This window comes from Planctobacterium marinum, assembly GCF_020687805.1.
Taxonomy (GTDB): domain Bacteria; phylum Pseudomonadota; class Gammaproteobacteria; order Enterobacterales; family Alteromonadaceae; genus Planctobacterium; species Planctobacterium marinum.
Genome location: NZ_JAJEWQ010000003.1, coordinates 258493 through 275260 on the forward strand (window position 1 = coordinate 258493; position 16768 = coordinate 275260).

Genomic DNA, 16768 nt, shown 5'->3' on the forward strand with positions numbered 1-16768 from the left:
GGCGCGCATTTTACCAAAGCCACAGACCGATGTCTTGTTTTAATCAACGCTAAAAGGGGTCAGTTTACCCTGTAAACCCGTCACTTCTTTTAAATGTGGGATTGCTGTTTTTAATTTGCCGTCATCCAGATCAGGACCGACAAATACTTTAGTCAAGGTCCCCGAGCTGGTTTGAATCGGTCTGGTAAAGGCCCGGTAACCCGCCTGTTCCAGTTTGCGCAACAGATCTTTGACGTTCTTACTGTGTTTAAAACTGCCCAACTGAACCACCCATCCGGATTGCATTTGTTCTTGTTTTGGCTCCATGACCGGTGCGTCAGACTGTGACGGGCTTTGTTGTGCCACGCGTGTATCTGCCTCGCTGACGGCGTTGCCAGGCATCTCTTCAGCAGTATCAACAGGTTCGTCAAGCGGTTGTTCATCCACGATAACCACCTCCCGGGTTACCGCGTCCTGTACTTTTTTAAACGGAAATTCATCGGGAGAAGTCACGTTTTTCATCGGCGGTCGCTTGGGAATCGCTTCAAATCGGTCCTGACTGTGGCGCTTTTCCCCGTCCAGGACTTCAGGTAAAAAAATCACAGCCAGCGCCACTATGATGATGGTCCCTACCAATCGGTTTTGAAATGCTGTAGCCAAAATATGCTTCCTGTTTCCTGAATATCGAACTGCGTTTATGGGGTTAATGCTTGTTTAATGGCTGACACAGTATAAAACGATCCAAAGCCAATAATAAGGTCTTCAGTGTCGCTGGCAGATTCTAACGCTTGTTGACAGGCCTGTTCAACCGATTCGCAAACAAAGGAAGGCTGATTCGATTTTGCCAGTACCGATTGCAACACTTCGGGTTTAGCACTGCGCGGGCTATCCAGGGGCGCAACATACCAGGTTGCCGGCAAATCCCGAAATACCTCAAGGCTGGCCTGTGAGTCTTTATCGGACAGCATACCCAAAATAAAAATCAGACGACGATAAGATAGCAACTCAATTCGCGAACGCAGGTAACCGGTTGCCTGCGGGTTATGGGCTACATCCAGGATAATTCGGTGAGAATGAGCCAGAGATTCCATGCGACCGGGTAATGTGGCGGTGGCGATTAATTCTCTGATTTGATGGTCGGTTAAAGTCCATTCCAACAGCTTCGCCGTAAATAATGCAGTTGCGGCATTTTGCGTTGGTAATTGCCCTACCGGCAAGTCCGTAAGGCGAAATGACTGTCCGTTGCAGCTGCCGTGCAAGGTCCATCCCTGCTCGTGGTGTTCTATCTGAAAATCCTGATTGCGAAACCAGGCTTTGGCAGCAATCTGCTGCGCGTGTTTGCGCAGAGAATCAGGCGGGTCCAGTTCTCCCACCACGCAGGGTTTGTGCGGACGCATGATACCCGCCTTTTCAAACCCAATTTGCTCACGGGTATCACCCAACCATGCCTGATGATCCAGATCGATAGTAGTAATGACAGACACATCAGGTTCAACAATATTAACGGCATCCAAACGGCCACCTAAGCCCACTTCAAGAATTATGACATCAGGCCGGCGTTCTGCCATTAACTGCAGCGCTGCCAGTGTGCCAAACTCAAAATAGGTCAGTGATGTGTCTTTTCGGGCGGTTTCAACCTGGGCAAAAGCTGCGCAATGTTGTTGTTCCGCCAACAGCGCCTGATTGAAGCGAACCCGTTCCCGATAATCCGTTATGTGCGGGGAACTGTATACTGCCGTTGTTAATCCGATACGCTGCGCCATCAGCTCCAGGTAGCGGCAGGTAGATCCTTTACCGTTGGTGCCGCCAACCAGAATCACCCTGGCAAAATCAAAGTTGATATTGAGCCGCTCATAAACCGCAGCAACCCGCTCTAATCCCATGTCGATTTGAGCAGGATGTATTTTTTCCAGATAACTCAACCACCCTGCCAAATTTGCGGGGTGCTGATGATGTTCATTCAAGGCTGGCTACGCTTGTTTTACGGCATCAGCGCTGTGATGCATTTTATCTAATAAACTGTAGAGTTTTTGACGCATATGACGACGATCGACAATCATATCGACTGCGCCTTTCTCCAACAGGAACTCGCTGCGTTGGAAGCCATCGGGTAAGGTTTCCCGCACGGTTTGTTCGATTACTCTGGGGCCGGCAAAACCGATAAGAGCACCCGGCTCGGCCACATTTACGTCACCCAACATAGCCAGGCTGGCAGACACTCCGCCCATGGTTGGGTCGGTTAGTATCGAAATGTAGGGTAAGCCTTTTTCACTCATTTTCGCCAATGCGGCACTGGTTTTCGCCATTTGCATCAGAGATAACAGCGCTTCCTGCATACGGGCACCGCCACTGGCAGAAAAGCAAACAAAAGGGGTATTATTCGCTAATGCCGCTTCAACACCTTTGACAAATCGGGCACCCACTACAGACGCCATGGACCCGCCCATAAAACTGAATTCAAACGCGGCAGCAACAATTGGCTTGCCGTGCAGTTTGCCCTTCATTACAACCAGTGCATCTTTTTCGTTTGATGCTTTTTGAGCACTGGCGATGCGATCTTTGTAGCGCTTGGAATCTTTAAACTTGAGAATATCCTGGGGCTCCAGCTCAGAGCCCAACTCTGTGCGCTCTCCCTGATCGAGGAAATGATTCAGACGCGCTCTGGCGCTGATGCGCATGTGATTGTCACACTTGGGGCAAACTTCCAGCTGTTTTTCTAATTCAACTTTGTAGAGTACGGCGTTACATTTTCCGCACTTGGTCCAAATACCTTCCGGTACATTACTTTTTACAGCTGATTGGGTTTTTGGTAGTATCTTTTGGATCCAGCTCATTGAATTTGGTTCTCTCACTTTTAATTAGCAAGATAAAAGCAAATCACCGCAATATTACAGAAATTCAACTCATTTTATTGCTAAATGATGCTGCTTTTATCATTAATAGGGTTTCTAAATTAAGCGTTCTGCAACGTATTTTGCCACATTCTAACAGTAATAAAATAACTATGTGGTCTAAGATGTTAACTAAATTTGTCGAACGTCGCTAAAAAACCAGCGGATTACCACAGGGTATCTGATAATAACAGAGGGCCTAATGGCTTTTGAGGTAGAGCAAATTCAGCCGGGTAATCGACACTTACCAGGTACAAACCATTGGGCTTTGCCGTCGCGGCCGCCTGAGTTCTGTCTTTACTGGCCAGCAGTTCGGCTATCCAGTCTTCAGACTGCTCACCACAACCAACCGCCATTAAACTCCCTGCAATATTGCGCACCATATGATGCACAAAAGCATTGGCTTTGATATCAATAACCACATAGTCGCCCTGGCGTATAACCTGTATGTGATGCAAATTGCGAAACGGAGAACGAGACTGACAAAGCGCCGCCCGAAACGCAGAAAAGTCCTGCTCACCCAGTAAGCACTGTGCAGCGCGGTGCATTTTTTCAGCATCAAGAGGATGATAGAAATGTGTCACACCCTCAAGAAAAATCCCGGGTCTCAGGCGCACATTGTGAATAACATAACGGTAACGTCTGGCCGTAGCTGAAAAGCGCGCGTGAAAGTCATCCGCAACCGGCTTAGCCCATTTAACTGCTATGGTATCGGGTAAGTTAGCATTGCTGCCCATAGTCCAGGCTTTGTCAGGTCTTTGTACATCCGTTTCAAAATGAACAATCTGATTTGTGGCATGCACTCCGGCATCGGTACGCCCGGCACAAACGACATCAATTTTCTGCTGCGCGATGACTTCAAGGGCCGCTTCCAGTTTTTGCTGAACGCTAGCCACTTCACGTTGTCTTTGCCAGCCAAAATAAGCTGCGCCGTTATATTCTATACCTAATGCTATTCGTGCCATGACGTTACTGAAATGATAAAAAGCGCAGCATGTTAAAAGAATATCGAGTCAGTTTCAAAGCTATCGCTTCAATCTTGCCAATATTTCACTGGCTTCCTGTTTTTGTTCTTCCGACCCGGTTTCGATGACTTCATTTAACAGGGACTCGGCTGACTCCGCATCGTCAATCTCCAGATAGGCATGGGCAAGATCCAGTTTGGCATTGATCCCCTGGTCCTTGTCTACGTCGATCATATCATCGTCAGCAGCGACACCCGTAAACTCTTCCAGGTTAACATCAATGTTGAGATCGCGCTCAGACAAAGGCACTTCGTCATCTTCGAGACTCTCTTCCAGTAACCTTTCTACATCCAGAAATTCATCACTTAAATCATCCTGGTCCTGGATACCCAGTTCAGTTTCAGGTTCTGCATAATCTGCAGGCTCGTCATCCTCGTCGGACAACAGCGCCTCCAAATCAATATCAGGGTTTTCCGGAAAATCCGGTGCTTTAGTTTCAGACGTCGTGTCTTCACCATCCAGGGCATCATCATTTTCCAGAGCGTCGTCAATACTGCCCAGGATATCTTCAAAACTGGCATTTTCCAGCTCTTCCAATGCTGACTCATCGTCGTCTGACAGTAATTCACCGTCATCAACATCGGTTAATGCTTCTGCCAGTTGTTCAAAGTCATCATCGTTTACATCAAATTCCGAAGCGTCATCGTCAGAGGTGTCATCAGGCAAAGTCTCATCTTCAATATCCGCTTCCAACTCAGAGGCTGAATCCTCAGTCCCAAAAGCAGGAATATCTTCCAGATCACCGGCAGTATCGGCACCTATCTCATCTCTTTGCTCAGCGTCAGTCTGGTCAGGCGTTTTTTCATTTGCCCAATCATCCAGACTTACCGAGTCTTCCGACGGCTCACTTTCGTCGTCATCTTCACCCAACCATTCGCCCAATCCGGGTAAATCATCTAAATCATCTTCGGCAAAATCCGCCTCATCACCCTGTTCTAAAAAGGCCGCTTCAAGATCATCATCGGTTAGTGAATCATCATCGCTATCCGCCAGAGTCTCTTCGCTGTTATTCTGATCACTAACAGACTCTGAATCCGTATCTTCTTGCGGCTCTGCGCTTTCATCGCCAAGTTTTAGATCGGTGGCAGAAACATCTTTGCGAGTATCATCCTGCTCGTCAAAATCAACACTGGTATCCGTATATCCATAGATTTCGTCCAGATCTTCGATGTCATTTTCTGGATCGGCACGCTCCTCTGCGCCTTCGGAAAATTCAGCAAGGGCCTCATCAAACTCGTCGGGCTCCTCTGCATCTGATAATTCGTCAGATTCAATAACGTCTTGCTCGAGCATGTCATCCAGATCGTCGCTTAGTTCCAGCTCGGTATCTGCCGTTGCAACACTTTCCCTTTCTGGCTCTTCACTCGCTGTTTCAGGCTCTGCATTTATCTGTTCAGGCTCTGGCAGTACCTCTGAGTCTATAGCATCTAATAACGCGGCATCTTCTTCAGCTATCGCCTGCTCAATCTCCTTAGATACGCCCTCCTGAAGTTCATCAGCAGTATCGTCAGGTGAAGAGCTTTCCGATGGTTCTTCATCAAACAACAATTCCGGCGCCAGCGCGGCTTCCGGGTCATCACTGTCAAACTGTGGTGCATCTTCGTCAATGAATTCCTCAGTTGTGAGGTCGGTGTCAGATTCGCTGTCTACAGTTTCTGCCGCTGTCTCTTCCGGCAAAGGTTCTTCCGGCAAGGCTTCATCCAGTAAAGATTCTTCCAGCGCATCATCAGTTTGCTCGTCTTCATCTAACAGGAACTCAGGTTCTTCGTCCAGTTCTGTATCTTCGGCTTCGGGAAGTGTCTCTTCCGGAATAACCTCTTCAACAGCAGGCTCGTCTTCTGCCAATGGCTCTGACAACAATGCTTCATCAGGCAGTTCATCAATCCCTGAATCGCTGTCTACAGTTTCTGCCAGTGTCTCTTCTGGTGAGGATTCTTCCAGTGAGGGTTCTTCCAGTAAAGATTCTTCCAGCGCATCATCAGTTTGCTCGTCTTCATCTAACAGGAGTTCAGGTTCATCCTCCTGTTCTGTATCTTCGGCTTCGGAAAGTGTCTCTTCCGCAATAACCTCTTCAACCGCAGGCTCGTCTTCTGCCAATGGCTCTGCCAACAGTGCTTCATCAGGCAGTTGATCAGCCTCTGTTTCGCTGTCTACAGTTTCTGCCAGTGCCTCTTCTGGTGAGGGTTCTTCCGGCAAGGCTTCATCCAGTAAAGATTCTTCCAGGGCATCATCAGTTTGCTCGTCTTCATCTAACAGGAACTCAGGTTCATTCTCCTGTTCTGTACCTTCGGCTTCGGGAAGTGTCTCTTCCGGAATAACCTCTTCAACAGCAGGCTCGTCTTCTGCCAATGGCTCTGACAACAGTGCTTCATCAGCCTCTGAATCGCTGTCTACAATTTCTGCCAGTGCCTCTTCTGGTGAGGGTTCTTCCGGCAAGGCTTCGTCCAGTAAAGATTCTTCCAGGGCATCATCAGTTTGCTCGTCGTCATCTAACAGGAACTCAGGTTCATCCTCCTGCTCTGTATCTTCGGCTTCGGAAAGCGTCTCTTCCGGAATAACCTCTTCAACCGCAGGCTCGTCTTCTGTCAAGACTTCTGGCAGGGTGTCTTCATCAATTAATTCGGCCGCGGTTGCATCTGATTCTGATTCAATATCTACAGCTTCTGTTACATCGTCTGTTTGCTCATCAACAAACGTGGGCTGATCATCCTCAACAAGTTCCGGCTCCAGCAGATCATCTGCGGCAAATTCATTGGGAAACTCTCCCATGGCGTCGTCCGTTGCCACTTCAGGTGCATCGGTGCTTTCTTTTGGCTTTGCGGTACTGAAGGCGTCTTCATTCAGCTCGGGGATATCATCCAGAGAAAGGTCGTCAGAATCAGGGTCTGATATGGCCCGCGACTCAGTATCCTGTTCTTTTACTGCTGAACCAAAATCTTCGGATGAGATATCAGGAATATCTTCTAAAGATAGCTCTCCGCTAAACAGGTTTTTAGTATCGGTGCTTTCAACATTGCCGGGTTCGTTGTCATCGCGGCCTAAGGCATCCAATAACTGATGGTAATCATCTTCGGAAAGTTCGTTGATAGCATAGTCTTCTGCTTCTGCAGTGTCTAACTCGTCGTTCGTCTCTTCAAGACCTGATGACGGCTGCGCAGCAATATTATCTTCATCAGATGCACTCTCTTCCGGATCAATAATATCTTCCGGATCAATAACATCTTCCGGTTCATTTACGTCTTCCGGTTCAAGGACATCACCCGGAACCTCTTCAGCGAATTGATCACTATTTTCTATGAGGGACTCGGGGTCTTGTGTGGCTTTAACATCGGACTCGTCTGCCATTAAATCATCGGCAGATAGATCACTGTCGAGGTCCAGTGTTTCCATCTCATCCAACAGCGCATCATCAACGGTTGGCTCTGCAGAACTCGCCTCTTCCATAAGTTCATCGGCTACAAATTCATCGCTGGGTTCATCCTGAGGAGCACTGGCATTTTCGTCACTGTCTTGTGGCTCATCAACACCCAGTTCTTCAAGCAGTTCATCGCTGAGTTCATCCTCAGGAGCACTGGCATTTTCGTCACTGTCTTGTGGCTCATCAACACCCAGTTCTTCAAGCAGTTCATCGCTGAGTTCATCGTCAGGAGCACTGGCATTTTCGTCACTGTCCTGTGACTCATCGACACCCAGTTCCGCTAACAACTCATCGGCCAAATCGTCCTGGTTACTGTCGTTGCTGTCGTCACTATCTTCAGGCTCATCAATACCCAGCTCGGCTAGCAACTCGTCGGCCAAATCATCCTGGGCACTGGCGTTGCTGTCGTCAGTATCTTCAGGCTCATCAACGCCCAGCTCTGCTAACAGTTCGTCGGCCAAATCATCCTGGGCACTGTCGTTGCTGTCGTCGGCATCATCCGGCTCATCAATGCCCAGTTCCGCTAACAATTCATCGGCTAAATCATCCTGGGTACTGTCGCTGTCAGAATCATCATTAATTTCTTCAATACCCAATTCCGCCAGTAGCTCATCGGCCAGCTCATCTTGTAATGATTCAACATCAGTATCTGGTTGATTGGCGACGATGGTATCCAGCTCGTCTTCGGGTGCCACCAGATCGTCGCCATCCTCAGTGAACAAGTCGTCTGATGATGGCTCTAGTTCGGAATCGTCAGACAACGCCTCGTCCGGAGTTTCAGTAATATCACTTTCATCCCCAAATGCGACGTCATCGCCAAATGCAGCATCATCACCAAAAATTTGCTCCGGCTCGTCAATGGCGATATCAGGATCACCGGGATTTTTCTGTGGCGCATCCTGTAAAACTTCGGTCAGTTCTTCTGTAATGTTGTCCAGTTTCTCATTTTGCTGCTCGATGCTGTCTTCTAACTTTTCAACAGCCTCATCAGTCAATAAACTGTCATCGCTGATCCCCAGCACTTCTTCCGCATCAAACTCATCCACTTCCTGAGCCGCCGCTGGTGCTTGTTTGACCTCTTCTTTGACTTCATCCGCAACCATTTCCTCAGGCTCGGCTTCGGGCTCAGCTTCTGATTCGTATGCTTCTTCAGGTTCAGGTTCGCTCTCTGCTGCTGCTTCCAGAATGTCATCAACACTTTCTTCAATTTCATCAAAGCCGCTATCTGCGCCATCTAACAAATCATCTAAATCAGAAACGTCAGTATCATCATCCGCGGCTTCGCTGAACTCATCCAATATGTCATCAGGCATTTCTTCCGCTTCAGATAATTCAACTGAATCCCCTTCAGTTTCATCTGAGGCAAATAAATCATCTAAATCATCCTGATCCAATAAACCACTATCAGATTCACCAAACTCGTCATCATCTGACACCAACATGTCGTCGTCGGCTTCATCAAAGCTGCCCATTTCTTCTTCAAGGACTTTGTCTAATGAATCATCTAATTCTTCTGCGAACTCATCCTGCAACAGATCGTCGTCACCGAACAAGTCGTCATCAGCCCAGTCATCATCACCGCCGTCATCCATGGTGTCGGTAGACAAATCATCCAGGACATCGGTATCTTCGCTTATTTTACTGGCGACTTCCTGCGCCGGCGCCGGTGCAGCGGTTTCAATAGCCGGGGCATCATCCCCTTTGCGTCTCAGCAGGAACATCGTCATTCCGGCCAATGCTGAAAGTGTCAGCACCAGGGAAGCAACAATAATGAACATATCCGAAGCAAAGAACGACAGATCCAGCGACTTTTCTTCTTCTGGCTTAGGTGTCAGTAACTCCAGCATTTCCTGCTGGATCTGCAACATCTGTGACTGTTCTATCTGATCCTGACTGGCGCGCTCTCTTAACTGATCTATTTCCTGATTAACGCTATCCAGTCGGTCAAATATTTTGCGATTTTCATCTAATAAAGACTCAACGCTGGTAATTGACTCGGCAAATTGCTGCCGAATGGCGTTGAACTGAGCTTGCTGTTCTTCATTAATGCGATTAAGCCGGGATTCGATTTGGGTTTTGGTTTCCACCAGATCATCGCGATTGACCAGTTTAACCGGCGGCTTGAGATTGACCAAAGATTGACCCGGTGCCGCTTCCGGTGACCAGGCGTCGTCATCCTGTTCTGATTTTAAGCGCGCATTTTGCGCATCGATGCGGGCAATATAACGTTCGGAAGGCAGACGCAACATGGCGCCATTTTTCAGGGTGTTAAGGTTGTCAGTGGCAAAGGCGTTTTTGTTTAATTCGTAAATTGCCACCATCACCTGATAAATACTCAGGTTTTTATTTTGACGATAACGATCGGCTATACGCCACAAAGTGTCGTCAGAGTCTATTGGGCCGTAGGTGGCGCCGGAATACTGCTCTGTCGAGTTCTTCGCGCCCCGAATTTCTATCAACTTGTCTGCGGGCTGTTGCGCGAACGCCGAAAAAGTGCCGGAAATGGTTAGCAGAAGAAAAGCAATAATGCTGAGACAGTGAAAGGCATTTCGCGCCGTTTGCTGCCCGCCTGTCCTGAAGTTAGATTTGTATCCTGAATAAAATATACGCACTTAGGTACTTTGCCGTCTTGATTTTATATTATTCGTCAATTTTTTGTTGTTTGTTCTATGACTTTTGCCAAAGACTTGGTTCACCGGCATGAGACTGCAAGACTCATACCTAACTATAAACCAGATACAACGAGCAAGCCAATCCCTCTGCGGGAATCAGTTACTGATTAAACTTCACCGATAATACAGTATTCATGTGGTGAGGACAGCAAAAATCAGATTTAATGCCAGTTATTGCAAGTCATCGGCTGTAGCAAAAAAAACTTAAATAAAATAAGTAGTTGCGGAAATGAAAAAGCAGACAGAAGAAAAGGGAAAGAGGCCAGCCCGCCGGGCTGACCATGCAGAGAATTACAGGTAGTCGCGGATCAGGACTTCAGCAATCTGAATGCTATTGGTAGCCGCACCTTTGCGCACGTTGTCCGATACAACCCACAGGTTTAGTCCGTTTGGATGGGTAATATCCTGACGCACACGGCCAACAAACACCTCATCCTTACCGCTGGCATTACCAACCTGAGTGGGAAAATCTTCACGGTTTTCCAGCAGCACAACCCCCGGCGCTTCGCGCAATACCGCTTTGGCTTGTTCTACATCCATCGGTTGTTGCGTTTCCAGATGCACCGCTTCACCATGCCCGTAAAACACCGGCACACGCACTGCTGTAGCGTTTACCAAAATGCTGTCATCACCCATGATCTTTTGGGTTTCCCAGCTCATCTTCATTTCTTCTTTGGTGTAATCGTTGTCAAGGAAGACATCGATTTGCGGAATGCTGTTAAAGGCGATTTGGCGGCTAAAGTTTTCTACCTTTACTTCACGGCCATTTAACAGGTCAGCCGTTTGTTTCGCCAGCTCGTCCATCGCAGACTTACCGGCACCAGAAACCGACTGATATGTCGCCACATTGATGCGGGTAATGCCAAACTGATCGTGGATGGGTTTTAATGCCACCAGCATACCAATTGTGGAACAGTTTGGATTGGCAATGATATTGCGGTTTCTGAAATCAGCAATAGCATGTGGATTCACTTCCGGAACCACCAGGGGAATGTCTGGCTCGTAGCGGAAATGCGAGGTGTTATCGATGACCACACAGCCCTGTTCAGCAGCTATAGGCGCATACTTTGCAGAAATACTGCCACCCGCAGAAAAGAAGCCAATTTGTACCTGCGTCCAGTCAAATGTGTCTGCATCCTGTACCGTAATCTCTTCGCCCTTAAATGTAATGGTACTACCTGCACTGCGTGCGCTGGCCAGGGGATAAAGATTATTGATTGGAAAACCGCGTTCTTCGAGGATTTCAATCATGTTTTTGCCCACCAGACCGGTGGCGCCTAAAACGGCAACATCAAATGCGCGAGACATTTATTTTTTACTCCAGTTATGTTGTTCAGGCCGCTTATTCGGCCCGTTTGAAACCAAGTCCGTAGATTGCCTGTGTCAGCAAAGAATTTCCAGTATTTACTTGCACACTGGAAAATTCTCTTCGAATACCATAGTGCTTTCGGCTATATCTGAAAGATTCATCATCATGCACCTTGTTTCTGAAATTTGCTGTATCAGTTTCAATACTGTAGACCTGCTCAATGAGTTTATGTAAACGGGTCTCGGTACTGCCGTCAGTTTCAGACAATTGCAATTCTGATTTGCCATTAAACGACACCTCTGGCAGATAGTCCCACATGCTCTTTGCCGGCCAGTTAAATCGCTGCGCCGCAAAGTTATAGATCATATCAGTGCCCCGCACTTTACCTTCCAGGGTGTGGCCTGCAATGTGCTGCGTGGAAAAATCGGTTTTTTGAGCGAGGGCAAAGTCGATGTCAGGTTCGTTTTCCCAGACATCAAAAATGCTGAAAAAAGGTTTTGCCTTTTGCAATAGCTGACTCAAGGCCTGGTTGTCCACCACTTCACCGCGGCAGGCGTTCACCAAAATCTGGTGTGGTTTTAGTGAAGACAATACGGCGTCATTAAACATGTGCAATGTGGGCCACTGCCCTGTCGTTACCAAAGGCACATGTAAACTAATAACGTCACAGTCAAGAATTTCCGCCAGAGCCACCATGGGACGTTGATCGCCAGCAGCTTGTAATGGCGGATCACATAACAAAATATCAAAGCCCAAATGCACAGCCCGCTCTGCCAGTGCAGTGCCGACGTGCCCGGCACCAACGATACCCAGTTTTTTGCCTGCAAACGAGAGATGGTGTGCGGCCGCCAAAGACACTATTCCGGCGATGACGTATTCTGCCACCGCAATGGCATTACACCCTGCCGCCGAATAAGCCTCGATGCCGCGACTTTTCAGAAATTCAAGATCCATGTGATCCGTCCCGGCTGTTGCAGTTGCCACCAGTTGCAATTTTTCAGCCTGTTGCAATAACTCCGGCGTGACTTTGGTGGTGGATCGAATGAACAGGGCTTCGGCATCAATTAACTGCTCAGCGTTAAGTTGATTTCCTGAAAACCAGGTGACATCAGCAACATCATCAAAAAACGCTTCCCCACAGGTCAGCGTATCTTCACAAAATATTTTCACTTAGGATTTCTGCTTGATAAAAAACAAAAATTATCGCACGACACAAGACAGGAGAAAACCCAAACAACCTAATTGGCAAAGCCGTAAATTAAGTTGTCCGGGTTATTGGTGGGACTAGAAGTTCAGGATCTCTACGCTGTTGCTGTTAAAATCGAACTTGTTAATTTTACCGCATTGCGCGAAGTGATTATTGCTGCTGTATGGCGTGCCGGATTGTTGGATATTATTTTCCCAACCCTGGCCATTTTTCACATAAGCTTTCACCTCAAACCAACCATTGACGCTGTTGCTGCAATCCATTTGCACATCCAGCATCCAGTAATGTTGGCCCCAGTTGTTCAGCGGTTCTTCACCAAAGCCGTCCACTGCGACCGTTTTGACTGCACCCCATGAAGCTGGCCAGACATCCGCAGTCCAGTCCATTGCGGTACCCTCTGCATAACTATTTTGTCCTGCTTCAACGCCGTACCAGTCCAGGTAGGACTCGTTGGCTTTCCACGGTGCAGTGGTGCTGTTGCGCAAATTGTTGTGAGTGATCGACATAGCACATTCAAAATTGCTGGTTTGGCAGTTTCGCCCTAACGTATTGTTGGCATAGTCGTGGTCGATGCCGCCGCGAATAAACATATCCTGACCACTTTGCGTTTGCGCCTGGATAAAAATCACAGTGCGCTGCCAGTCGCCATTATTGCTCTGCGTGATCTTGCTGTTTTTGTGAATCGCAAAAGCATCCCAGGCCGCAACATTGGTATTCACAGTACCATCACCATTAACGGTTATGGTTTCTCCGGAACAGCTGCTGCTATCCTGAGACAATTCGCCTTTTAACACATTACAATACACACCCGGGTCCATCTGGGTATTGATGGTGGCGGTCATGGCGTAACCTTCTTTGTTGATAGCCACATGTCCGGCATTAGCCCGGCCGAAGGCAATCTGGTTACCACCATTATCCCACCAGTCGGTCACTACCCAATCGTCGTTGACATTGTTGCGAAAATCCACGCCGCCTGAGATGTAGCTCCACCGATGTTCACATTGCCAGTTGCTGCCATAGCACTCCAGGTTACCATTATTATGCACCGGTACAGATGGGCCACCTGCATCGGTATCACCATGGAAATCATAACTGGACATCACTTTGGGATAACCATACGGCCAGGCCAACATAAATACATTGGCTAAATCGTAGAGTCTGCCATCTTCAAAGGTAATAACATTACCGGCACCACCGTGGCCGCGTTGATTGTCGTGATTGTCCACAAAAACGACCGCCTGATAGCTGGGTAAAAAGCCCCAGGCTTCGCCAAAATTACTCAGCCAGGATAACTGACCATTGCGAAACGTATTGCCCAGTTGCGTGCTGTATTTAAATTCAGTGACCAGTCCTGTTCCCGTGTACTCCGCCGCCGATATCGCTTCGCCGCCCTGATCGATCACTTCCTGAAACACCAAAGGCGAACCGTTAACTTTGGCTAAAACCCCCTGGATATCGCCCACTGACATATGTTTGGAAGCATCAAATCTGAAGCCGGAAACGCCCAGACTGGTGAGGTAATTGAGGTATCCCGCCAGGGTATCCTGTACATAGCCATCGCTGGTATCCAGATCAGGCAACCCCACTAACTCACAGTTTTGCACGCGCCAGCGATCATTGCCGTAGTCTGCCGGATTGATGGTACAGGTAGCGTGAAAATCCTGCGGGCCATAATTGGGAAATTGTTTGTTGCCATAGCTGCTGCCGGCGACGCCGGTACCACTACCGGCTGCCATGTGGTTGATCACGGCATCGACATAAATATCCACACCCTGAGCATTACAACGGGATACCATGTCTGTAAATTCTGCTTCTGTACCACCGCGGCTTTGCAACTGATAGCTTACTGGCTGGTATCGCGTCCACCACTGTCCGCCCTGGATATGTTCATTCGGGGGTGACACCTGCACAGCCGAATAACCTTTGGGTCCCAAAAAGGTTTCACACTCTGTCGCTACATCCGACCAGCTCCATTCAAATAGATGCACAAATGTCGTATTTGCATTGGCTTCATAAGCCGTTAAGGTTGAAGCGACTCCAAGTGTCAGAGCCGTTTTGATAAGATTCATATACCCTCCAGTTATTGTTACATTTCATTAACACCTGATTAACAACCTGGCACCAAGGTAAATAAAGTTCCATTTGAATACGTATGCAAAATGACCTGCATACGTATGCGTGAAATAGGTTAAACCATGGGTATCGGTATAACAGCGATTTATTGATCCAGATCAGCAAGGCTTGGCTGAGTAAACGCTAGACTGAGCGCATAAAACAGATGGGAGAAATCGCATGTTAGATTTATTATTTAATGATCCTGTGGCCTGGGGGTCACTGTTAGGTTTGGGCATTGTGGTGGCATTATGTGGATACTATGTCTATTTGTTTATGCACAATACCAACAGCAATCTTTAAAACACCTGGCCTAGTTTTTGTTGCTTACGCTACCCAAAAAATCCAGCAATAATTGTGTGACATTGTCAGGTGCCTCCAGTTGCGGATAGTGGCCAACCGGCAGTGAACTTGTTGCACAGGCAGGCAATAATTGAATAAAGCGCTGGCGCATATGCTCCCCTGAAATAGGGTCCTGGGCGCCATTGATAAAATACAGGGGAGTTGCTGTGTTTTGCATCACATCAAGCCATTCATCACGGCGTTGTTTACGTTCGTCAATGTATTGCAAAATATAGGGCATCGCCTTGATACCCGCTTTGTGCTGCAGCAGACTCCATAGAATATCAATGTCCGCTTTCGCAGGCGGAGTGTCTCTGCCAAAAATTTTAGCAAAGCTATTTTGCAGGCTTCTTTTGCTTAGCCAGCGCACCAACCAGGGACCCATTTTGCTTTTCAACAGCGTTTGAGTCAGTAACGGTCGATGCGATTCACTGAACAAGCCACCATTGAGAAAGGTCACAGACTGAATAGCCAGTGAGGCATTTTCGCGTTCGGTCAGGTATAACAACTCCTGGGCCACTGAATCACCATAATCATGTGCCACAATATGACATTCAGACACCTGTAAACTGGCCAGTAAATGGCGGTAACTGGCAGCCTGTTGCGCAACAGAATAGCGGTAAGGCGAAGGCTTATCCGATAAGCCAAACCCCAGCATATCCATAGCAATCAGATGATAGTCAGCGTTTAACGCCTGCCACTGAACATGCCAGTCCCAACTGGCACTGGGAAACCCATGTATAAACAAGATGACCGGCCTGTCGGGTTTGGCGCTGTGCCAATAGGCATAATTGAATTCATCTATCTGGATAAACTGCGCATTTTGTTGGTATTGTTCTATTGTTTGCCAGAGCATCACTATTCCTTTTTTTGCTGTTAGCATCAATATAGTCCATTAGCTGGCATCAAAACTGTCTTTTACCCGACACTCATAAGGAGATTTAGTTGACCACCGATATTCGCCAGGCCCTTGCTCACAACAGCTGGTTTACTGAGTTACCCGAGGATTGTCAGCAGTCACTTCTGTCTGTCGCCAGGTTGAAAAACTATGTGGCCCATTCTGTTATCCACAGTAAAGGTCAGGCTCCAAATGGATTGTTCTTTATCAATAAAGGTAAGATCCGCATCAGCAACTTTACTCCGGATGGTAAAGAGGTGGTATTGACCTGGTTAACTGCAGGAGAGTGGTTTGGTGAAATATCCTGTTTTGATAACCTTCCTCGTACTCACAGTGCCACGGTGGATGAAGCCGCAGAGCTGATCGTCATAGGGCATAAGGACTTTCCACAGGTTTGCCAAAAACACCCGGAGCTTTACCGGCATTTCATTCCGATTTTTTGTCAACGTATCAGGTTATTGTTTGAACTGGTTGATGAAGCACGCACCTTACCCGTTAAATTGCAGTTGGTTAAAAGGCTACTGCATTTACATCAATCGGCAAAGGACACGCAGCAACCACTGGAAGTCTCTCAGGAATCTCTGGCACTAATGCTCAATACCACCAGACAATCCGTCAATCGCTGGCTCAATGAATTACAGGCTGAGGGTTTAATTCAGTTAGCCTATAACAAAATCGCGTTCGACCCATCGAAATTGCAGATTTATCTGCACAATGAATCAGGATGAGGGATTTTTAGGGCTTTTTTCAGAATAGATCACAAATCCTCAGAATCTGCACATTTTACTTTTGTTTCCTTTGCTATGCTTTTTTAGTTTGATGAATTAACACAACTTTGTCTGCTCACCTGGGTGCCAGGCCCATCGGGAGTTTCGCTGGTATCGTCGGCGATACAGACAAAATAGCAACAGGTTT

Annotated in this window: 11 protein-coding genes; 2 read left to right on the forward strand and 9 right to left on the reverse strand. The window is 47.6% G+C overall.

Annotation, left to right across the window (positions count from 1 at the left end):
• Nucleotides 1-39 precede the first annotated feature (39 nt).
• The 8 genes from LJ740_RS10935 to LJ740_RS10970 form a co-directional block, all read right to left on the reverse strand.
• Nucleotides 40-639 (reverse strand): SPOR domain-containing protein, encoded by a 600-nt coding sequence (locus tag LJ740_RS10935; RefSeq protein WP_229529131.1) that lies wholly within the window; start codon nucleotides 637-639, stop codon nucleotides 40-42.
• A 35-nt stretch (nucleotides 640-674) separates the two neighbouring features.
• On the reverse strand, nucleotides 675-1943 hold the full coding sequence (gene folC, locus LJ740_RS10940) for a bifunctional tetrahydrofolate synthase/dihydrofolate synthase (protein ID WP_229529132.1): 1269 nt from the start codon (nucleotides 1941-1943) through the stop codon (nucleotides 675-677).
• Nucleotides 1944-1949: 6 nt separating this feature from the next.
• Nucleotides 1950-2813 (reverse strand): acetyl-CoA carboxylase, carboxyltransferase subunit beta, encoded by an 864-nt coding sequence (accD, locus tag LJ740_RS10945; protein ID WP_229529133.1) that lies wholly within the window; start codon nucleotides 2811-2813, stop codon nucleotides 1950-1952.
• 224 nt (nucleotides 2814-3037) lie between these two features.
• Nucleotides 3038-3835, reverse strand: a complete 798-nt coding sequence (gene truA / locus LJ740_RS10950; protein ID WP_229529134.1) for a tRNA pseudouridine(38-40) synthase TruA — start codon at nucleotides 3833-3835, stop codon at nucleotides 3038-3040.
• Between the two features lie 60 nt (nucleotides 3836-3895).
• Nucleotides 3896-9925 carry a FimV/HubP family polar landmark protein gene (locus LJ740_RS10955; protein WP_229529135.1) on the reverse strand — a complete coding sequence of 2010 codons (6030 nt, stop codon included), beginning with the start codon at nucleotides 9923-9925 and terminating at the stop codon, nucleotides 3896-3898.
• Between the two features lie 351 nt (nucleotides 9926-10276).
• Nucleotides 10277-11293 carry an aspartate-semialdehyde dehydrogenase gene (locus tag LJ740_RS10960; protein WP_229529136.1) on the reverse strand — a complete coding sequence of 339 codons (1017 nt, stop codon included), beginning with the start codon at nucleotides 11291-11293 and terminating at the stop codon, nucleotides 10277-10279.
• 34 nt (nucleotides 11294-11327) lie between these two features.
• Complete coding sequence (locus LJ740_RS10965; protein WP_229529137.1) at nucleotides 11328-12464, reverse strand: 4-phosphoerythronate dehydrogenase; 1137 nt, start codon at nucleotides 12462-12464, stop codon at nucleotides 11328-11330.
• 114 nt (nucleotides 12465-12578) lie between these two features.
• On the reverse strand, nucleotides 12579-14570 hold the full coding sequence (locus LJ740_RS10970; protein WP_229529138.1) for an alpha-amylase: 1992 nt from the start codon (nucleotides 14568-14570) through the stop codon (nucleotides 12579-12581).
• 223 nt (nucleotides 14571-14793) lie between these two features.
• Here LJ740_RS10970 and LJ740_RS23110 point away from each other — a divergent pair, with 223 nt between their 5' ends.
• A complete protein-coding gene (locus LJ740_RS23110) occupies nucleotides 14794-14916 on the forward strand; it encodes a hypothetical protein (RefSeq protein WP_267498232.1) in 123 nt (40 codons plus the stop codon).
• Nucleotides 14917-14926: 10 nt separating this feature from the next.
• Here the strand turns inward: LJ740_RS23110 and LJ740_RS10975 are convergent, their stop codons facing one another.
• Nucleotides 14927-15811 (reverse strand): alpha/beta fold hydrolase, encoded by an 885-nt coding sequence (locus LJ740_RS10975; RefSeq protein ID WP_229529139.1) that lies wholly within the window; start codon nucleotides 15809-15811, stop codon nucleotides 14927-14929.
• Between the two features lie 89 nt (nucleotides 15812-15900).
• On the opposite strand from LJ740_RS10975, the gene LJ740_RS10980 reads away from it, so the two are divergent.
• Nucleotides 15901-16581 (forward strand): Crp/Fnr family transcriptional regulator, encoded by a 681-nt coding sequence (locus LJ740_RS10980; protein WP_229529140.1) that lies wholly within the window; start codon nucleotides 15901-15903, stop codon nucleotides 16579-16581.
• Nucleotides 16582-16768 lie beyond the last annotated feature (187 nt).

What these genes read in the sequence shown, in the direction of transcription:
- truA (WP_229529134.1), bottom strand. Translation starts at nt 3,835, where the DNA reads ATGGCACGAATAGCATTAGGTATAGAATATAACGGCGCAGCTTATTTT.
- LJ740_RS23110 (WP_267498232.1), top strand. Translation starts at nt 14,794, where the DNA reads ATGTTAGATTTATTATTTAATGATCCTGTGGCCTGGGGGTCACTGTTA.
- accD (WP_229529133.1), bottom strand. Translation starts at nt 2,813, where the DNA reads ATGAGCTGGATCCAAAAGATACTACCAAAAACCCAATCAGCTGTAAAA.
- LJ740_RS10970 (WP_229529138.1), bottom strand. Translation starts at nt 14,570, where the DNA reads ATGAATCTTATCAAAACGGCTCTGACACTTGGAGTCGCTTCAACCTTA.
- LJ740_RS10975 (WP_229529139.1), bottom strand. Translation starts at nt 15,811, where the DNA reads ATGCTCTGGCAAACAATAGAACAATACCAACAAAATGCGCAGTTTATC.
- LJ740_RS10960 (WP_229529136.1), bottom strand. Translation starts at nt 11,293, where the DNA reads ATGTCTCGCGCATTTGATGTTGCCGTTTTAGGCGCCACCGGTCTGGTG.